Annotated in this window: 18 protein-coding genes; 12 read left to right on the forward strand and 6 right to left on the reverse strand. The window is 63.3% G+C overall.

The window, feature by feature from the left end:
• Nucleotides 1–71 precede the first annotated feature (71 nt).
• Together ACNJX8_RS05270 and ACNJX8_RS05275 are read left to right on the forward strand one after the other, a co-directional pair.
• Complete coding sequence (locus ACNJX8_RS05270; RefSeq protein WP_439359827.1) at nucleotides 72–1058, forward strand: tripartite tricarboxylate transporter substrate binding protein; 987 nt, start codon at nucleotides 72–74, stop codon at nucleotides 1056–1058.
• Nucleotides 1059–1154: 96 nt separating this feature from the next.
• The gene (locus ACNJX8_RS05275; RefSeq protein WP_091887079.1) at nucleotides 1155–1499 is read left to right on the forward strand and encodes a hypothetical protein; all 345 of its coding nucleotides are present in this window, start codon (nucleotides 1155–1157) and stop codon (nucleotides 1497–1499) included.
• A gap of 6 nt (nucleotides 1500–1505) precedes the next feature.
• On the opposite strand, the gene ACNJX8_RS05280 is transcribed toward ACNJX8_RS05275, so the two are convergent.
• The 3 genes from ACNJX8_RS05280 to ACNJX8_RS05290 form a co-directional block, all read right to left on the reverse strand.
• Nucleotides 1506–1973: a YbaK/EbsC family protein gene (locus ACNJX8_RS05280; protein ID WP_091886986.1), complete on the reverse strand. Its 468-nt coding sequence runs from the start codon at nucleotides 1971–1973 to the stop codon at nucleotides 1506–1508.
• Nucleotides 1974–2014: 41 nt separating this feature from the next.
• On the reverse strand, nucleotides 2015–2746 hold the full coding sequence (locus ACNJX8_RS05285) for a haloacid dehalogenase type II (protein WP_439359828.1): 732 nt from the start codon (nucleotides 2744–2746) through the stop codon (nucleotides 2015–2017).
• A gap of 178 nt (nucleotides 2747–2924) precedes the next feature.
• Complete coding sequence (locus ACNJX8_RS05290; protein WP_011090280.1) at nucleotides 2925–3809, reverse strand: 4-hydroxyphenyl-beta-ketoacyl-CoA hydrolase; 885 nt, start codon at nucleotides 3807–3809, stop codon at nucleotides 2925–2927.
• A gap of 305 nt (nucleotides 3810–4114) precedes the next feature.
• Between ACNJX8_RS05290 and ykgO the strand changes: the two genes are divergently transcribed.
• From ykgO to ACNJX8_RS05305, 3 genes are all read left to right on the forward strand, one after another.
• The gene (gene ykgO, locus ACNJX8_RS05295; protein ID WP_006611362.1) at nucleotides 4115–4240 is read left to right on the forward strand and encodes a type B 50S ribosomal protein L36; all 126 of its coding nucleotides are present in this window, start codon (nucleotides 4115–4117) and stop codon (nucleotides 4238–4240) included.
• 104 nt (nucleotides 4241–4344) lie between these two features.
• Nucleotides 4345–4986 carry a tetratricopeptide repeat protein gene (locus ACNJX8_RS05300; protein WP_091886982.1) on the forward strand — a complete coding sequence of 214 codons (642 nt, stop codon included), beginning with the start codon at nucleotides 4345–4347 and terminating at the stop codon, nucleotides 4984–4986.
• A 125-nt stretch (nucleotides 4987–5111) separates the two neighbouring features.
• Nucleotides 5112–5372, forward strand: a complete 261-nt coding sequence (locus ACNJX8_RS05305; RefSeq protein ID WP_128931362.1) for a hypothetical protein — start codon at nucleotides 5112–5114, stop codon at nucleotides 5370–5372.
• 11 nt (nucleotides 5373–5383) lie between these two features.
• On the opposite strand, the gene ACNJX8_RS05310 is transcribed toward ACNJX8_RS05305, so the two are convergent.
• On the reverse strand, nucleotides 5384–5566 hold the full coding sequence (locus tag ACNJX8_RS05310) for a hypothetical protein (RefSeq protein ID WP_091886978.1): 183 nt from the start codon (nucleotides 5564–5566) through the stop codon (nucleotides 5384–5386).
• 331 nt (nucleotides 5567–5897) lie between these two features.
• On the opposite strand from ACNJX8_RS05310, the gene ACNJX8_RS05315 reads away from it, so the two are divergent.
• Nucleotides 5898–6854: an alpha/beta fold hydrolase gene (locus ACNJX8_RS05315; RefSeq protein WP_439359829.1), complete on the forward strand. Its 957-nt coding sequence runs from the start codon at nucleotides 5898–5900 to the stop codon at nucleotides 6852–6854.
• 118 nt (nucleotides 6855–6972) lie between these two features.
• Here the strand turns inward: ACNJX8_RS05315 and cycA are convergent, their stop codons facing one another.
• Nucleotides 6973–7368: a cytochrome c-550 CycA gene (gene cycA, locus ACNJX8_RS05320; RefSeq protein ID WP_091886974.1), complete on the reverse strand. Its 396-nt coding sequence runs from the start codon at nucleotides 7366–7368 to the stop codon at nucleotides 6973–6975.
• 276 nt (nucleotides 7369–7644) lie between these two features.
• Here cycA and ACNJX8_RS05325 point away from each other — a divergent pair, with 276 nt between their 5' ends.
• The 6 genes from ACNJX8_RS05325 (at nucleotide 7645) to ACNJX8_RS05350 (ending at nucleotide 14313) form a co-directional block, all read left to right on the forward strand.
• On the forward strand, nucleotides 7645–9138 hold the full coding sequence (locus ACNJX8_RS05325) for an FAD-linked oxidase C-terminal domain-containing protein (RefSeq protein WP_128946417.1): 1494 nt from the start codon (nucleotides 7645–7647) through the stop codon (nucleotides 9136–9138).
• Nucleotides 9139–9382: 244 nt separating this feature from the next.
• Nucleotides 9383–9661, forward strand: coding sequence for a hypothetical protein (locus ACNJX8_RS05330; RefSeq protein ID WP_439359830.1), 279 nt, complete (start codon nucleotides 9383–9385; stop codon nucleotides 9659–9661).
• 246 nt (nucleotides 9662–9907) lie between these two features.
• Nucleotides 9908–11146 (forward strand): FAD-binding protein, encoded by a 1239-nt coding sequence (locus ACNJX8_RS05335; RefSeq protein WP_439359831.1) that lies wholly within the window; start codon nucleotides 9908–9910, stop codon nucleotides 11144–11146.
• Nucleotides 11143–12465, forward strand: coding sequence for a glycolate oxidase subunit GlcF (gene glcF, locus ACNJX8_RS05340; protein WP_128931367.1), 1323 nt, complete (start codon nucleotides 11143–11145; stop codon nucleotides 12463–12465). The genes ACNJX8_RS05335 and glcF overlap by 4 nt, the downstream gene beginning before the upstream one ends.
• Nucleotides 12466–12550: 85 nt before the next feature.
• Nucleotides 12551–12913 carry a histone gene (locus tag ACNJX8_RS05345; RefSeq protein ID WP_249759544.1) on the forward strand — a complete coding sequence of 121 codons (363 nt, stop codon included), beginning with the start codon at nucleotides 12551–12553 and terminating at the stop codon, nucleotides 12911–12913.
• 386 nt (nucleotides 12914–13299) lie between these two features.
• Nucleotides 13300–14313: a TorF family putative porin gene (locus ACNJX8_RS05350; RefSeq protein WP_128939849.1), complete on the forward strand. Its 1014-nt coding sequence runs from the start codon at nucleotides 13300–13302 to the stop codon at nucleotides 14311–14313.
• Nucleotides 14314–14711: 398 nt separating this feature from the next.
• On the opposite strand, the gene ACNJX8_RS05355 is transcribed toward ACNJX8_RS05350, so the two are convergent.
• Nucleotides 14712–16466 (reverse strand): ABC transporter ATP-binding protein/permease, encoded by a 1755-nt coding sequence (locus ACNJX8_RS05355; protein ID WP_439359832.1) that lies wholly within the window; start codon nucleotides 16464–16466, stop codon nucleotides 14712–14714.
• Between the last annotated feature and the right edge of the window lie 304 nt (nucleotides 16467–16770).

Here is a 16770-nt window from a genome sequence, read left to right on the forward strand (position 1 = left end):
AACATCTTGTTCTTGCCGATCGCGACGTTAGGCTGGCTGGCGAACAAAGAAAATGAGGGGAGGGACCTGCCATGGATCGACGCGACGTCCTTCGCGCCGCTGCTACACTGCCGTTGTTGCGAGCCGCGTTACCTGACAGAGCCTTCGCTCAAACCTATCCCGTTCGCAACATCACCATGATCGTGCCGTTTCCCGCCGGCGGACAGGCCGATCTCGCGGCGCGTCCGGTGGCACAGGCGCTGGAGCGGATCCTCGGCAAGCCCGTGATCGTCGACAACAGAGCCGGCGGTGGCGGCGGATCGGTCGGCAATGCCGCCGCGGCGCGCGCCGAGCCCGATGGCTACACGCTGCTGATGACGCTGTCCTCGCTCGCGGTGCTCCCCGAGGCCGATCGGCTGTTCGAGCGTCCCGTTGCCTACGAGGTCTCGCAGTTCATGCCGATCGCGCGCGTGCTCGCCGATCCCACGCTGCTCGCGGTGCCGGCCTCGGCGCCGTGGAAGACGGCGCAGGGTTTCGTGGAGGACGCGAAGAAGCGGCCAGGCCAGATCACCTATGGCTCGTCGGGGCCCTACGGCACGCTGCACGTGGCGATGGAGATGTTCGCAAGCAGCGCCGGCATCAAGCTGCTGCACGTGCCATTCCGCGGGGCAGGTCCGGCATTGACGGCGATCCTAGGTGGTACAGTGCAGGCGATCGCGGCCGCACCCGGCACGCTGAAGCCGCAGGTCGACGGCGGCAAGCTGCGCGTGCTCGGCAATTGCGGCGCGCAGCGCATCGCGAGCTTCCCCGACGTGCCGACCTTCCAGGAGCTCGGCTACAGGGATGTCGAGATGTACATCTGGGCCGGCCTGTTCGCGCAAAGCGCGCTGCCGGCCCCGATCGCGACCCGTCTGCGCGAGGCGATGGCGCAGGTCATGACCAGTCCGGACGTGCTCAAATCGTTCGAGGCCTCGGGCAGTCTCGTGGCCTATCAGGATGCGCCGGCCTTCGCGCAATTCGTCGCGGCCGACAGCGCGCGGCTGATCGCGGCGGTGAAGAAGATCGGCAAGGTGGAGTAGGTTCCAGGCGCTCTTTCACATTTTGTTGTTGGTCCAGAACCTTCCCCCGCCTCATTGATTGAGGAGGTTTTGATGGGATTCGGGAAGGATCGGGACATGCGAACAGAGCGGATTGCGCTGGGTGTGGCGCTCGCGATCGGCGGCATCGTCGCGCAGAACGCAGCATTCGCCCAGGAATATCGCGGCACAATGGAACAACAGATGGCCTGCACGCCTGATGTGTGGCGTCTGTGCAGCGATCAGATTCCCGACGTGAACCGTATCGTGGCCTGCTTGCAGCAGAACACGCCGCAGCTCTCGAGCGGCTGCCGTGCGGTGTTCCAATCGAACAACCAGGCCCAGCCGCAGCAGCCGGTGCCGCGCAACCGCGCCGCGCCCCCGCCGCGCTACAACACAGCCCCGCCCCCGCCACCGCGGCCCTATTATGACGAGGATGATTAGCCTCGCTTAGGATCGGTGTTCGCAGACATCGACCCATTCGGCCGCGACGAGTTCGGCCATCCGCTCCGGCGTGATGCGCACGGCGCTGTGGGTCGAGCCTGCGGCCGGCACCACCACGTCGAACGCTTTCAGCGAGACGTCGCAATAGATCGGCAGCGGCGCCTTCAGGCCGAACGGACAGACGCCGCCGACCTCGTGGCCGGTGATCTCGGCGACCTCCTCCAGTCCCAGCATTTTCGGCTTGCCCCCGAACTGCGCCTTCACCTTCTTGTTGTCCATGCGCGAGGTGCCGGCAGCGACGATCAGGATCACGCGTTCGCCGATGCGCAACGACAGCGTCTTGGCGATGCGCCCCGGCTCGACGCCATAGGCTTCCGCCGCCAGCGTCACGGTGGCAGAGCTGATCGGGGATTCGATGACAGTAATGTCGGGGGCTCTCTCGGCGAAAAAATCGCGAACGGATTGAAGGCTCATTCCAAACAGCTCATTCCAAGCACATGGGCGGGCGGTGATCCCTAAGCGATTCCTGGCAGCTCGGAGAGCGCGCGGATGCGGTGATCCGGCGCGAAGCCGAGCTCGTCCATCTGGGTGCGGATCGCCTTGAACATCGTCAGCGGTGCCACGAGTTCGTTCTCGACGCAAGCCAGCGCCATGGCTTCGGGCGTCACCCGTTCGATCCAGGCGACCTTCAATCCGAACGATTTCGCGCCGGCGGCGTCCCAGGGATTGGAGGAGACGAACAGAACCTCGTTCGGTTTGATGCCGAGCACCTCGCCGATCAGCTCATAGACGTCCGGGCTCGGCTTGAAGATTTTCTTCGCGTCGACGCTGATGGTGGCATCGAGAAGGGCGTCGAGGCCGGAATTGCGCACGAGCGCATTGAGCATGTCCGGACTGCCGTTGGAGAGGATGGCAAGCTTTCGCGGTCTCAGAGCCGCAAGCGCTGCGGTCGCATCCGGATAAAGGTCGAGGTGCAGATACTTCTCGATCACGCGCTCGAATGCGTCGTTCTCGTAAGCGATCCCAAGCACGCGCAGCGTATAGGCAAGCGAGTGGCGCGTGACAGTGGCAAAATCTTCGTAGCGCCGCATCAGCGAGCGCAACCAGGTGTATTCGAGCTGCTTGATACGCCAGACCTGCGTGATGATCTCGCCATAGCCTGGAAACGCATCCTCGGTGATCTCTGCGACCGACTGGATGTCGTAGAGCGTGCCGTAGGCGTCGAAGACGACGGCTTTGATGCTCATTGACCCCTCCCTTGGATCGTTGCAGGCGCAGGGACTATATCGGAACGGCCAGCTATCGTCGTTCTATATTCCGAGCCTCCTGCTCGGCGAAGACCATCTGAGGCCTCGAGCGTCTGAGCCGAGGGCTTCGGTCACCGGGATCGAAGCCCTCGATGCGCTACGGGCGATGGGTGAGCGCCTAGATTCCCAACAGCTTGCGCGCGTTGGCCTTCAGCACCTTCGGCCGGATCTCGTCGCGGATGTCGATCTTGGCAAAATCCGACAGCCAGCGGTCCGGCGTGATCACCGGCCAATCCGAGCCGAACAGCATCTTGTCCTGAAGAATCGAGTTGATGTAGCGCACCAGGATCGGCGGGAAATATTTCGGCGACCAGCCGGAGAGGTCGATATAGACGTTCGGCTTGTGGGTCGCGACCGACAGCGCCTCCTCCTGCCAGGGGAAGGAGGGGTGAGCGAGGATGATCTTGAGGTCGGGGAAATCGGCCGCGACGTCGTCCATGTACATCGGGTTGGAATATTTCAGCCGCATCCCCATGCCGCCGGGCATGCCCGAGCCGACGCCGGTCTGGCCGGTGTGGAACAGCGCGATCGCGCCGCCATTGTTGATCTCTTCATAGAGCGGATAGGCCATGCGGTCGTTGGCGTAGAAGCCCTGCATGGTCGGGTGGAATTTGAAGCCGCGCACGCCATACTCCTCGATCAGCTTGCGCGCCTCGCGGGCGCCGAGCTTGCCCTTGTGCGGATCGATCGAGACGAAGGGGATGAGGACGTCGAGATGGTCGGAGGCGACCTCCAGCATCTCGTAATTGTTATAGCGTCGGAAGCCAGTCTCGCGCTCGGCGTCGACCGGGAAGATCACGGCGGCGATGTTCTTGGAGCGATAGTACGCCGCGGTCTCCGGCACCGTTGGCGGATGCTTGTTGGGTGACTTGAAATACTCCGCCATCTGCGCCTGGAAATCGTCATAGCCGTCGTCGGCATGGCAGCCGCAGGGCTCCTCGGCATGGGTGTGGATGTCGATGGCAACGACATCGTCGATGTTGGGCAGCTTCAGCTTTGGCATGGGTTTCCTCCCGACGGGTTGCCAAATTGATTATATCATATAACGAATTTGGCAAGGCGCTGCCGCGGGTTCTCGGCTTGGCAGATCGGGCCGATCCGGCCGTTTCTACTGTGCATGGGGTTGTTGTCGCAAATTTTGCTGGTTGGGAACGGGGCAGTTAACATTGACATCACCTCCCGCGATGCCTTAAGAACCGCCCCGTCCCGGGCGGTGATCCGCCAGCGGGAAAAATCTCATTTTGCCACATTCGCGCGTGCCGAAACGGTAGTGCCGAACACGGCCTTTCGAACGTTCAGGATTCTGCCATGAAGGTCCGTAACTCGCTGAAATCGCTGCGCGGTCGCCATCGCGCCAACCGCCTGGTCCGCCGCAAGGGCCGGGTCTATGTGATCAACAAGGTGCAGCGCCGCTTCAAGGCGCGTCAGGGCTGATCTCGCCCTGCCGGACGCCCTCGCGCTCCGCAAGACCACGGTCTCACACGAGTTTGACGCCGCCCTGCTTTGCAAGGGCGGCTTTGCGCGTTTAGACTTTGCCTATGGCACTGAGATTCCTCTGCGCGCCCACCCTGTGTCTGGCCCTCGTCCTGGGGACCGCCGGCTTCGCCCCGGTGCTGGCGCAGCAGATTGAGCCGCCGCCTCCGCCCGGCCAGCAGAAGAAGCTGCCGGAAGCGCCGGCCAAGCTGCCCAAGGTCGACCGCACCAAGAATCTCGATTTCCTGTTCGGTGCGCTGAAGGCGGCGCCCGACGAGACCAGCGCCAAGCATGTCGAGGCGCGGATCTGGGCGATCTGGCTCCAGACCCCGAGCGACACCGCGGCACTGTTGATGTCGCGCGCCAAGACCGCGGTCGAGGCGCAGAAGATCGATGTCGCAATCAAGCTGCTGGATTCGATCATCAAGCTCAGGCCCGACTATATCGAGGCCTGGAACCGGCGCGCCACGCTCTATTACATGCAGAACGATTATGGCCGCTCGCTCGCCGACATCCAGCAAGTGCTGATCCGCGAACCGCGCCATTTCGGTGCGCTCGCAGGGCTCGGCATGATCATGCAGGAGGTCGGCAACGAGAAGCGCGCGCTGGAAGCCTACCGCAAGGCGCTCGCCGTCAATCCGCACCTCGAGAAGATCCCCGACCAGGTCAAGGCGCTGACCGAGAAGGTCGAAGGCCGCGACATCTAGCCTATAACTCGATCATTTCTTGAGTGATCGCGGCCGGCGCGAATTAACCACGATCGCAGGCGTCGCGTCGCGAGGGCTATTGCCCGGGCTGCCGCAGGCCTACCTGCATGGCAGGAGCAAAAGCCATGAAGCGTTTGATCTTTGCAGGTAGCTTGCTGCTCGCGTCCGGGACGGTGAGCCTCGCCGATGGATTGTTCTGGGTGGTCGGCAACCGCGCCACCGGCAAATGCGATATCGTGACCAGCAATCCCGTGATCATCGGCGATATCTGGTTCGGTGACGGCCCCTACAAATCCAAGGCCGACGCCAAGCTCGCCCGTTCGACGATCCGCGCCTGTCCCGCGGCAACGCCCGACGAGGAGAAGGACGAGGACGGGTCGAACTAAGTCGCTTGCACCTAGTGCAGGACGCTGCCGCCGCGCTCGGTGAGACCGCGATCGGCGACCGCGGCGTAAGCCTTTGCAAGCTCCGCTTCGAGATGCTCGTTGATCAGGAGCAGCGCCCGCACCGCACCGCGCAGGTCGCCGCTGCAGCTCGCGACGATCTCGTCGATCGCAGTGTCGTTCGATCTGAAGCTCATCGAAAATCCTCCGGTTCAAACCAGGAAAAAATCCTGCCGGTCTTTCCTGCATCCCCGAGGCTGCGAGGAGGATCGGCGCCCACCCGCGCCTAGATGGCCGAACCGACCATGGCGATTATATGGAAGCCGCGATGACGACTGCATGAAGCTGGTCCGAGGCTTGCGCGTCGCCAAGGAATATTGTTGATTCCGTTGGGCTTTTACGTTCCCTAATTGTGCACATATCCACAGCCCCGCTGTTTCCGGTGGAAGCCCTGAAGCCGACTGAGCGAAACTGCCGTGTGCCAAGACCCGTAACTGCCTTGTGCCCAGGACCGCCCGGATTCGCTCAATGATCGTGATGTCAGTCGTGACGGCGCTGGTTCTGCTGGCGCTGGCCACGCAGGCCGGAATCCTCGTCGTGCAGCGCGCCTTTCCGCCGCAGGGCCGGATGATCGAGGTCGACGGCGCGGTGCTTCACGTCGTCGATCTCGGCCCGCGCAATGGTGGCCTACCGATCGTGATGCTGCACGGCGCAAGCTCCAATCTCGAAGCAATGCGGCGGCCGCTCGGTGATCTCCTCGCCAGGAATCATCGCGTCATTCTGATCGACCGTCCCGGCCATGGCTGGAGCACGCGCGTGCGGCGGCAGGATTCGACGCCGCAGATCCAGGCGCGGATGATCGATGATGCGCTTCAGGAGCTCGGGATCGACCGCGCGGTCTTCGTGGTGCATTCCTGGAGCGGCGCCCTGGGCGCGCGGATCGCGCTCGATCACCCGCACCGCGTCGCCGGCCTCGTGATGCTCGCGCCCGTCACTCATCCCTGGCGCGGCGGCGTCGGCCGCTACAACGAGATCATCGCAACGCCTGTGATCGGTCCGCTGCTCGCCTACACGATCACGCTGCCGCTCGGCTATGTTCTTACTGAATCCGGTGCGCGCAACGTCTTCCTGCCGCAAGTCATGCCGGACGGCTTCGTCAAGGACTCCGCGACGCCGCTGCTGCTGCGTCCGCGCGAGTTCATCGCCAATGCCTATGATCTGGTGAAGCTGAAGGAAGCGGTTGCTGCGCAAGTCGCGCGTTATGGCGAGATATCGGCGCCGGTCACGATCATCGCAGGCGAGCCCGACAAGACCGTATCGACCGGCATCCACGCACGCCCCTTTGCCGCGATCGTGCCGAATGCGAAGCTGATCGTGCTGCCCGATCTCGGCCACATGGTGCAGAACGCCGTACCGGATGTCGTGAAGGCGGAGATCGAGACGATGATCGGGAAAATCGTCTCGGCGCAGGCGGCCGCCGATTAAAGCGTTTTCGAGCGAAGTGGATGCCGGTTCGCGTGAAGGAAACGCGTCAAAACGAGAAGCTAGAGCTTCGGTTCTGATTCAATCAGAATCGAAGCTCTAGCGGCCGCCTTTTCCGCACCTACTGCTTGATCTTCCCGTCCTTGTCGAACTGCGAGACATAGGCCCAGAGATTGTTGATCTCGGTCTCGTTCTTGATGCCGGCGAATGCCATCTTGGTGCCGGGGATCTTGGCTTTGGGATCCTTGATGTATTCCTTGAAGGTCGGCTCGTCCCAGGTGATGCCGGAATTCTTGTTCGCATCCGAGTAGTTGTAGTCCGGAGCGGTGCCCGACTTGCGGCCGTTGAGGCCGTTGAGCTCGGGGCCGACCTTGTTCTTGGCGCCTTCGCCGATTGCGTGGCAGGCCAGGCATTTGTTGAACGATGTCTTGCCGGCCGCGACATCCTGCGCCATCGCGGCGGGTGCGGTGGCAATCACGGTGAGGATCGTCAGTGCGCCAAAAGTCAGTTTTGTCATCGGGTGCTCTTCGTCTCTTCCCTGGTGGGTCTAGTCAGTCTCTTGCCTGAGCGGCAATCGCCGGACCTGCCGGTTTTGGCAGGCCTGCCCGGCTTGGACAAGCCGCCAGACCATGACAGGTTTCACGATTTCCTACTTGTCCCAGAGCGAACTCGCTGGCGATTGCGGGTCCGACTTTCGGATGGCCTACCCAAACACCCCCGGACGTGGTTGATTTACCGCGACAAATTGGACCGCCCGGCGTGAGCCGGAAGGATATGCCATGAAGGATTTGATATGGCCATCATGATGCCTGCGAGCGACCAGGCCGTGCTCGCGCGCCGCGCGGACGTCGTTGCCGCACTGCGCGCAATCGTCCCCGGCGAAGGCGTGATCGACAGCGCCGCCGAGATGCGAGCCTATGAATCCGACGGATTGACGGCCTATCGGCAGCCGCCGATGGTCGTGGTGCTGCCTGACACCACCGAGCAGGTCTCGCTGGTCCTGAAATATTGTGCAGAGCAGGGCATCAAGGTCGTGCCCCGCGGGTCCGGTACCTCGCTGTCCGGGGGCGCGCTGCCGCTCGAGGACGGCGTGCTGCTCGGGCTCGGCAAGTTCAAGCGCATCCGCGAGATCGATTTCGACAACCGCGTCGTCGTCACCGAGCCCGGCGTCACCAACCTCGCCATCAGTCAGGCGGTCGCGCATGCGGGCTTTTACTACGCGCCCGACCCGTCCTCGCAGATCGCCTGCTCGATCGGCGGCAATGTCGCGGAAAATTCCGGCGGCGTGCATTGCCTGAAATACGGCATGACCACCAACAACGTGCTCGGTTGTGAGATCGTGCTGATGAGCGGCGAGATCCTGCGCATCGGCGGCAAGTCGGCGGAGAACCCTGGCTACGATCTGATGGGCGTCATCACCGGTTCCGAAGGCCTGCTCGGGGTCATCACCGAGATCACGGTGCGCATCCTGCAAAAGCCGGAGACGGCGCGTGCGCTGATGGTCGGCTTCGCGGAGGTCGAGGCCGCCGGCGAATGCGTGGCGCGCATCATCGGGGCCGGCATCATCCCTGGGGGCATGGAGATGATGGACAGGCCCGCGATCCATGCCGCCGAGGCCTTCGTCCATGCCGGCTATCCGCTCGATGTCGAGGCGCTGCTGATCATCGAGCTCGACGGTCCCAAGATCGAGGTCGACGAACTGATCACGCGCGTCGAGGCGATCGCGAATGGCTGCGGTTCGACCACCTGCCAGATCTCGACCTCGGAGGCCGAGCGCAATCTGTTCTGGGCGGGCCGCAAAGCCGCATTCCCCGCCGTGGGCCGCATCTCGCCCGATTATCTCTGCATGGATGGCACGATTCCCCGCGGCGCGCTGCCGAAGGCGCTGGCGCGCATCCGCGAACTCAGCGAAAAATACCAGCTCGGCTGCGCCAACGTGTTCCACGCCGGCGATGGCAATCTACACCCGCTGATCCTCTACGACGCCAACAAGCCCGGCGAGATCGAGCGCGCGGAGGCTTTTGGCGCCGACATCCTGCGCGCCTGCGTCGAATTCGGCGGCGTGCTCACCGGCGAGCACGGCGTCGGCATCGAGAAGCGCGACCTCATGCCGGATATGTTCAGTGAGATCGACCTCAACCAGCAGCAGCGGTTGAAATGTGCCTTCGACGCGCAGGGCCTGCTCAATCCCGGAAAGGTGTTTCCGACCCTGCACCGCTGCGCCGAGCTCGGCCGTATGCATGTGCATGCAGGTAAGCTGGCGTTTCCGGATATTCCCCGGTTCTGAGCGACCGGGATCACTCACACGAAGAGCCGCCGGGTTGAGACCGCGGCGGCTCTTGTCATTGGCCTATTGGCAATTGCGAGGCGACCGTCAGTAGCCAGACTTCGTGCTCGCGCCACCAGACTTCGTGCTCGCGCCAGTGGTTTGGCCGGGAGCGTAGCCAGAAGCGCCGGGGTGACCTTTCTTAGAACCCATGGCGTGCTTCTTATGTCCCGGAGTGTAGCCGGATGCTCCCGGATGGCCTGCCTTGGAGCCCTTGGTCTGCATCTCTTGGCCCGGCGTCTTGCTTGATACGCCTTGGGCAAAGACGGCCGGCGCAGTGCCGATGAGGGCGATGGCAGAAAGTGCAACAATTATCCTCTTCATCTTCATTCCTCCTTCTGAAGGAAGCACCGTGATCAACGGGTTGGAAACTGCGCCGTTCCATGAACGCGTGTTCATCAATCTATTGTCGCAGGTCCAGCAAATGCCCGATGGGCGCGTCGCGCCGATCCGCCGAAGCAGTACCGGCGATCCCGACGATTGATGCAGAGCGCGGAGTCTGGTTGCGGGCGCCGAGAGATTGCGTCGCCCTACCGTTCTTGCTCGTTTCGTCCGGCTGGGCTGCTTCGGTAAGATGCGCCAGTTGACGACAAGCAGCGGAAGGCTTGCCTGCCAACGGGAGCCCCCCGGCCACCGCTCTTTCGCGTTGCACCAGAGATTGCCGGCCCGGGCGAAGTGCAGTGTCTGACAGATTTGATTTCCGGCGCGAATTTCGTTACGGCCTCCTCTCGTGGATACGCTCAAGGTCAGAGACGGCAAAGACGTCGAAGAGGTGGTGCGTGCGGCGATCGCCAACGAGCAGCCGCTCGAGATCATCGGTCATGGCTCCAAGCGCGGTATTGGCCATGCGATGGCGACCAACGCCGTGCTCGATGTCTCCGCGCTCAATGCGGTCACCTCCTACGAGCCCAACGAGTTGATCGTCACGCTCCAGGCCGGCGCGCCGCTGGCCGACGTGCTGTCGCTGATCGATGCCAAAAACCAGCAATTCGCCTTCGAGCCGATGAACACGGCGCCGCTGCTCGGCACGCCGGCGCTCGGAACCATCGGCGGCATGATCGCCGCCGGGCTCGCCGGTCCCCGGCGGATCAGGGCGGGCGGGGCGCGCGATCACCTGCTCGGGGCGCACGCCGTCTCCGGCTTCGGTGACAGCTTCAAGACCGGCGGCAAGGTGGTGAAGAACGTCACCGGATACGACCTGTGCAAGCTTCTCGCAGGGTCCTGGGGTACGCTGGCGGTGATGACCGAGGTCACGCTCAAGGTGATGCCCAAGCCCGAGGCCGAGCGGACGCTGCTGCTCCGCGGGCTCGACGATGCCCGCGCCAACAAGGCGATGACGGCGGCGCTCGGCTCGCCCTTCGACGTTTCCGGAGCCGCGCATCTGCCGAAATCGGCCTTTCGCGCCAAGGCCAACGGGCTCGGCGACATCGCGGGCCAGGACGACGCACTGACCGTGCTGCGGCTCGAAGGCATCACCGCCTCCGCCGCGCACCGCGCCGGCTCCTTGCGGGACTTGCTGGCGCCGTTCGGAACCGCGACCCTGATCGAAGACGGCGCATCGGCCGCGCTGTGGGCCACGATCCGCGACCTCCTGCCGTTCGCGGCAAACGGCGCGGTGGGCGCCTGGCCGGTCTGGCGGATCGTCTGTCCGCCGGCGTCGGGTGCGGCGCTCGGTACCCAATTGGCACGCGACACCGGCGGCGACCTGATCTACGATTGGGGCGGCGGGCTGATCTGGGCGGCGGTGCCGCCGAAGCCGGACGCGCATGCCCCGGCCGTGCGCCAGCTCACCAACGCGTTCGGAGGACATGCCACGCTGATCCGGGCGGCCGAGGACGTCAGGCGTGATGTCGATGTATTCCATCCGCAAGCGCCTGGCATCGCGGCGCTGAGCGAGCGGGTGCGCGCCAGTTTCGATCCGAAGACTATTCTCAACCGGGGACGCCTGAGGCGGGGCGCTACGGCATGAAGACCGAATTCTCACTGGCGCAGCTCGCCGACCCCGACATCGCCGAAGCCGACAAGATCCTTCGCGCCTGCGTCCATTGCGGCTTCTGCACCGCAACCTGTCCGACCTATGTACTGCTCGGCGACGAGCTCGATAGCCCACGCGGCCGCATCTACTTGATCAAGGAGATGCTGGAGAAGGACCTGGCGCCGACCGCCGAGGTGGTCAAGCATGTCGACCGCTGCCTTTCGTGCCTCGCCTGCATGACGACCTGCCCGTCAGGGGTGAACTACATGCACCTCGTCGACCAGGCCCGGGTCCGGATCGAGCAGCGCTATCAGCGGCCGCTGACTGAGCGGTTGTTGCGTCAGGTGCTGGCCTTCGTGCTGCCGGACCCGCAGCGTTTCCGCGCGAGCATGTGGCTGGCGCGGCTGGCCCGCCCGCTTGCCGTCTTCCTGCCGACGCCCAGGCCCTCGGCCACGCCCGGACTGATCCAGCGCATCAAGGCGATGCTGGCGCTGGCGCCGAACCGACTGCCATTGCCGGGGCCCGCCGCCGGCAGCGTGTTCGCCGCGCTCGGCAAGAGACGCGGCCGGGTCGCTCTGCTGCAGGGCTGCGCCCAGCAGGTGCTGGCGCCGCGCATCAACCAGGCCGCCATCAGCCTTCTCACCCGCCACGGCATCGAGGTTGTCCTGGTCCGGGACGAGCAGTGCTGTGGCGCGCTGACCCATCACCTCGGCAACGACCACGACGCATTGGCGCGGGCGCGCGCCAATATCGCTGCGTGGTGCCGGGAGGCGGCCGGCGAGGGGCTCGACGCCATCCTGGTGACGGCGTCCGGCTGCGGCACCGTGATCAAGGACTACGGCTATCTGCTGCGCGAGGATGTGGCGTTCGCAGCCGATGCGGCGAAGGTGTCCGCGCTTGCCAAGGACATCACCGAATACGTCGCCGGCCTCGGACTTTCGGCCACCGCGCCACAGGACAACATCGTGGTCGCCTATCACTCCGCGTGCTCGTTGCAGCATGGGCAGAAAATCACGGGCCTTCCGAAAGAATTGCTTTCCAAGAATGGATTCGTGGTGAAAGATGTGCCGGAGAGCCATTTGTGTTGCGGTTCGGCGGGCACCTACAACATTCTCCAGCCCGAGCTTGCGGACCGGTTGCGCGATCGCAAGGTCGCCAACATCGCGAGCGTCAAGCCGGACATGATTGCTGCGGGCAATATCGGCTGCATGGTGCAGATTGCCAGTGGCACATCAATTCCGGTCGTACACACGATTGAGCTTCTCGATTGGGCTACGGGCGGGTCGCGGCCGGCATTGAACGCGCAAGTTTGAGCTTTCAAAAGCTGAGCTTTCGTCCGCAGGTGACGGCAGAAAGACGCCCGATCGACCATTGTTCGGCGGCAACAGGAGGACCACGATGGCGAAAGCGAAGAAGAAAAAAAGCAAGAAGGCCAAAAAGGCTAAGAAGGTAGTAGCGGCGAAGAAGAAGACCGCGAAGAAGGCAGCCAAGAAGTCCGCGAAAAAGTCTGCAAAGAAAGCTGCGAAATCTGCCAAGAAGGCAGCCCCGAAGAAAGCCGCCAAGAAGGCTGCGACGAAGTCGGCCAAGAAGGCCGCACCCAAGAAGGCCGCGAGGAAAGCGGCACCGAAGAAAGCGAAGGCAGCTCCTGCTCCGAAGCCATCAGCACCGGTGGAAGCTCCGGCTCCCGAGCCTGCCGCCGAGACAAGCTGGGCGATGCCTTCGTCTTCTGCGGAATCGGCGCCGGCCGAGGGACAGGGGTAGGTCCAGCGACCGCGATCGACAACAGAAAGGCCGCTGCGGTGACGCTGCGGCCTTTTTGCATCGCCACAAGCACCTACAGAGGCCGCCCTTTTTCGCGCTTGTCTGATTCGTAACCTGGGTGCCACGCTTCCTGGCTTCCCCGTACTTGCACGGACCATCCTTTGCAGTTTGCGACGCAATTAATGTGTTCGAGAAGACACACAAGCTGACAACCTTTCGTGGAATGGTCAAAACGCCTAAAAAGTCGGCAGATGCCCGCGCTTTTTGCTTCACCGTTCGCACCCCTCAATTCACATTGCCGCAGTTACGAAATTTGCAATCAGATCGAGCGCCCCGGGGGGCTAACGGGATCTGACTGGGTCTAAGAACTGGCGATGGGGATCGAAATGAAAAAAGTGGCTTTGTTGGCAACGGCGCTGGCAATGGTGACGGGTTCGGCTTTCGCGGCAGACATGCCGGTCAAGGCATTGAAAGCCCCGCCGCCGCCGGCCTTCGATCCCTGGGATATCGCCTTCGGCGGCGCCATCATGAGCGACTACATCTTCCGCGGTATCACCCAGTCGAACCACAAGCCGTCTGTCGCCGCCTATTTTGAGCCGCGCTACAACGTCACAAAGGACCTCCAGCTCTATGTCGGCTTGGCCGGTGAGAGCATCTCCTTCCCGAACCGCGCCGCGGCCGAGATCGACGTCTACGGCGGTATCCGCCCGACCTTCGGTGCGTTCGCCTTCGACATCGGTGTCTGGGGTTATCTGTATCCGGGTGGCACCTGCTTTTACGGCGCGCCGACTGACACCGCCGGCAACCCGCTCAGCGCGCAGTGCGCCGCGAACGCCCTGCTCAATGGCAACGTGATGAAGAAGGATGTCAGCTTCTTCGAAGTCTACGGCAAGGTGGCTTACACCATCAACGACAGCTGGACCGTCGGCCTGAACGAGTACTACACGCCGAGCTTCCTGAACTCCGGCGCGTGGGGCGACTATGTGTCGATCACCGCCAAGTACACCGCGCCGAGCACCATTTTCGGCTCCAGCGGCGTCGGCATGTACGTCTCGGGTGAGTTCGGCCGCCAATTCCTGGGCACCTCCGACTCGTTCTACGGCACTGGCTTCGCCGCGCCGGGCTTCGCCGGTCCGTTCCCGAACGGCATCAAGTACGCCGACTACAACACCTGGAATATCGGCATCGGCTTCACCTACAAGGTGTTCACGCTCGACCTGCGTTACTCCGACACCGACCTTTCGAAAGCGAACTGCAACGCGTTCACCAGCGACTACACGGCAGGCTTCAACGGCAGCTTCAGCAACATCAATCCGACTGGCGTCGGCTCCAATTGGTGCGGCGCCGCCGGTATCGCCAAGCTCTCCTTCGACCTGACGGCGATGACCAACCTGAAGTAAGTTTCTTCCCGAAACGACTTGATGAGGGCGGCAGAGCAATCTGCCGCCCTTTTGCTTTGGGCTAATAGACTAAAGGAGTTCGGCCGTGGCGTGCGCGGTGAGGGCTCGATGTTGGCCACATCGTCATGGCCGGCCCGACCTGGACAAGCCAGGGCATGACGTGAAGAAACTTCCACCCTCCCCTGGAGGGGGAGGGTCGATCGCGCGCAGCGCGAGCGGGGCGGGGTGATCTCTCGACACGGACAGTGTCAACGCGGATAGACCGTCACCCCACCTTGGTTCGCATTACGCTTCGCTGCATGCGAACCCATCCTCCCCCTCCAGGGGAGGATGGGAGTTCGTGTCGCGAAACCGCGCTAAATCACGCCGCCGCGCACACGAATCCGGAGCGCCGCGCCTCAACGCGCTGCGCTCGGCTCCGCTACAGCCGGTTCGCTGCCGAGGACGTGGATCTCGCCGTCCTTCACCATTGTCACCTTGCGGGTGTGGAAGGCGTCGAGCGTCGAGCGGTGGCCGATCGAGACAATGGTCGCCTGCGGCAGCTTCTCTGCCAGCAGCCGGTACAGCCGGGCCTCGGACGGCTCGTCCAGCGACGCCGTGGCCTCGTCCAGGAACAGATAGTCCGGCGCATGCAACAGCGCGCGAGCGAGCCCGAGGCGCTGCTGCTCGCCGAGCGACAGCATCCGGTTCCAGTGACCGTCCTCGGCAAGCCGCTTTGCCAGACGCGGCATGCCTACCGCTGTCAGCGCTTCCGCGATCCTTTCGGGCGCGATTGTGCCATGGTCGGAGGGGTAGATCACGGCATCCCCCAGCGGGCCGATCGGGAAATACGGCCGCTGCGGCACCATCATCAGCTTCGCCTTCTCAGGAATGGCGATTGCTCCGTCGCCGAAAGGCCAGATGCCGGCAATGGCCCGGAACAACGTCGACTTGCCGGAACCGGACGGTCCGGTCACCAGCACCCGCTCTGCCGGCCGGACGATGAAGGCATCGGCGCTGACCAGTGGCTCGCCGTTTGGCAGGTTCACCAGCAATTGCTTGAGCGTGATTGCCTTGGCGCTGCCTGGCGCAACGCTGATGGCCGGCTCGTGCGCCGCGACGGTGGCTGCTGAGCTGACCGACATCTCGAAGCCATCGAGACGAGCAATCACCGAGCGCCATTCCGCGAGCGAGCGATACGCCGTGACGAAGAACGACAGCGCATCCTGCACGCTGCCGAACGCCGAGCCGGTCTGCATCAAGTCGCCGAGCTGGATTCTCTTGGCGAAGTAAGCCGGAGCCACCACCACATAGGGGAAGATCACTGCAGCCTGACTGTAGCTTGCCGTGAAAGCGGTCAGGCGCTTGGTCCTGCTCATAATCGCGTACCAGTTGCCTATGACGAAACCAAAGCGCTGCAGCAGATTCCCTCGCTCCGCGCTCTCACCTTTCAAAAGGGCGATCTGCTCGGAATTTTCGCGCACGCGGATCAGGTTGAAGCGGAAGTCGGCCTCGAAGCGCTGCTGCTCGAAATTGAGGTTGATGAGCGGGGCACCGATCCAGTGCGTCAGCGCCGTACCCAGGATTGCGTAGACCAGCGCACACCAGACCAGAAAACCAGGGATGACGATATCGGTACCGTAAATGTGCAGCGGCGCCTTGTCCGACAGGCCCCAGAGAATGACGACGAACGAGGCCAGCGTCACGATCGACGACAGCAGGCCGAGGCCGATGGTCAGGGTCTGCTCGACGAAATTCTTGACGTCCTCGGTGATACGCTGATCCGGATTGTCGGCGGCGTCGCCCTTGAGCTGCATGCGGTAATGCGTCGAGCCGTTGAGCCATTCGCCGAGATAATGTTGCGTCAGCCAGCGCCGCCAACGAATCTGGAGCCACTGGTTCAGGTAGAGCTTGTAGACCGCCAATGCGACGAAGCTGAAGGCAAGGCCAAGAAAGATCCAAATCTCTCTGACGAACCGGTCCAGTTCATATCCCTGGATCGCACTGAAGAATCGGTTCTGCCACTGACTGACCAGAACATTGATCGCCACCAGCGCCAGCTCCATGGCAATGACGGCGGCGAGCAGGCCGCGGCCAGCCCATTTGTCCTCCGATCGGAAATAGGGGGCGGCGATTCGCCAGACGATCGCGAGCGTGGCGCGGATGTTCTTCACAGAGCTGGGTCTCCTCAGGGGATGTGCATAACGGCCCAGAGCCATATGGCTGAGGTAATGGCGAAAATGGGCGCGCTTAGACTAAAGTCGCAAGGTCTGCAATTTGCGTTGGCTTGTCGCAGCTTGCAACCCTAGCATGGGGCTCGACGGCGCGGGGCGGGGTGCTTCGGGATTTCGCGAGCTTGTGAGCGGACGGGAACCGCCGCATTCGCGAGGAATTCGCGTCCGACTCGGGGGTTATCGCTTTCAGCGTCAAGCAGGACCGGCTCTCCACGCGGGTCGCCTGCCACAAACATGCGTGGGG

It is taken from the genome of Bradyrhizobium sp. SPXBL-04, from assembly GCF_051853035.1.
Classification (GTDB): Bacteria; Pseudomonadota; Alphaproteobacteria; order Rhizobiales; family Xanthobacteraceae; genus Bradyrhizobium; species Bradyrhizobium zhanjiangense.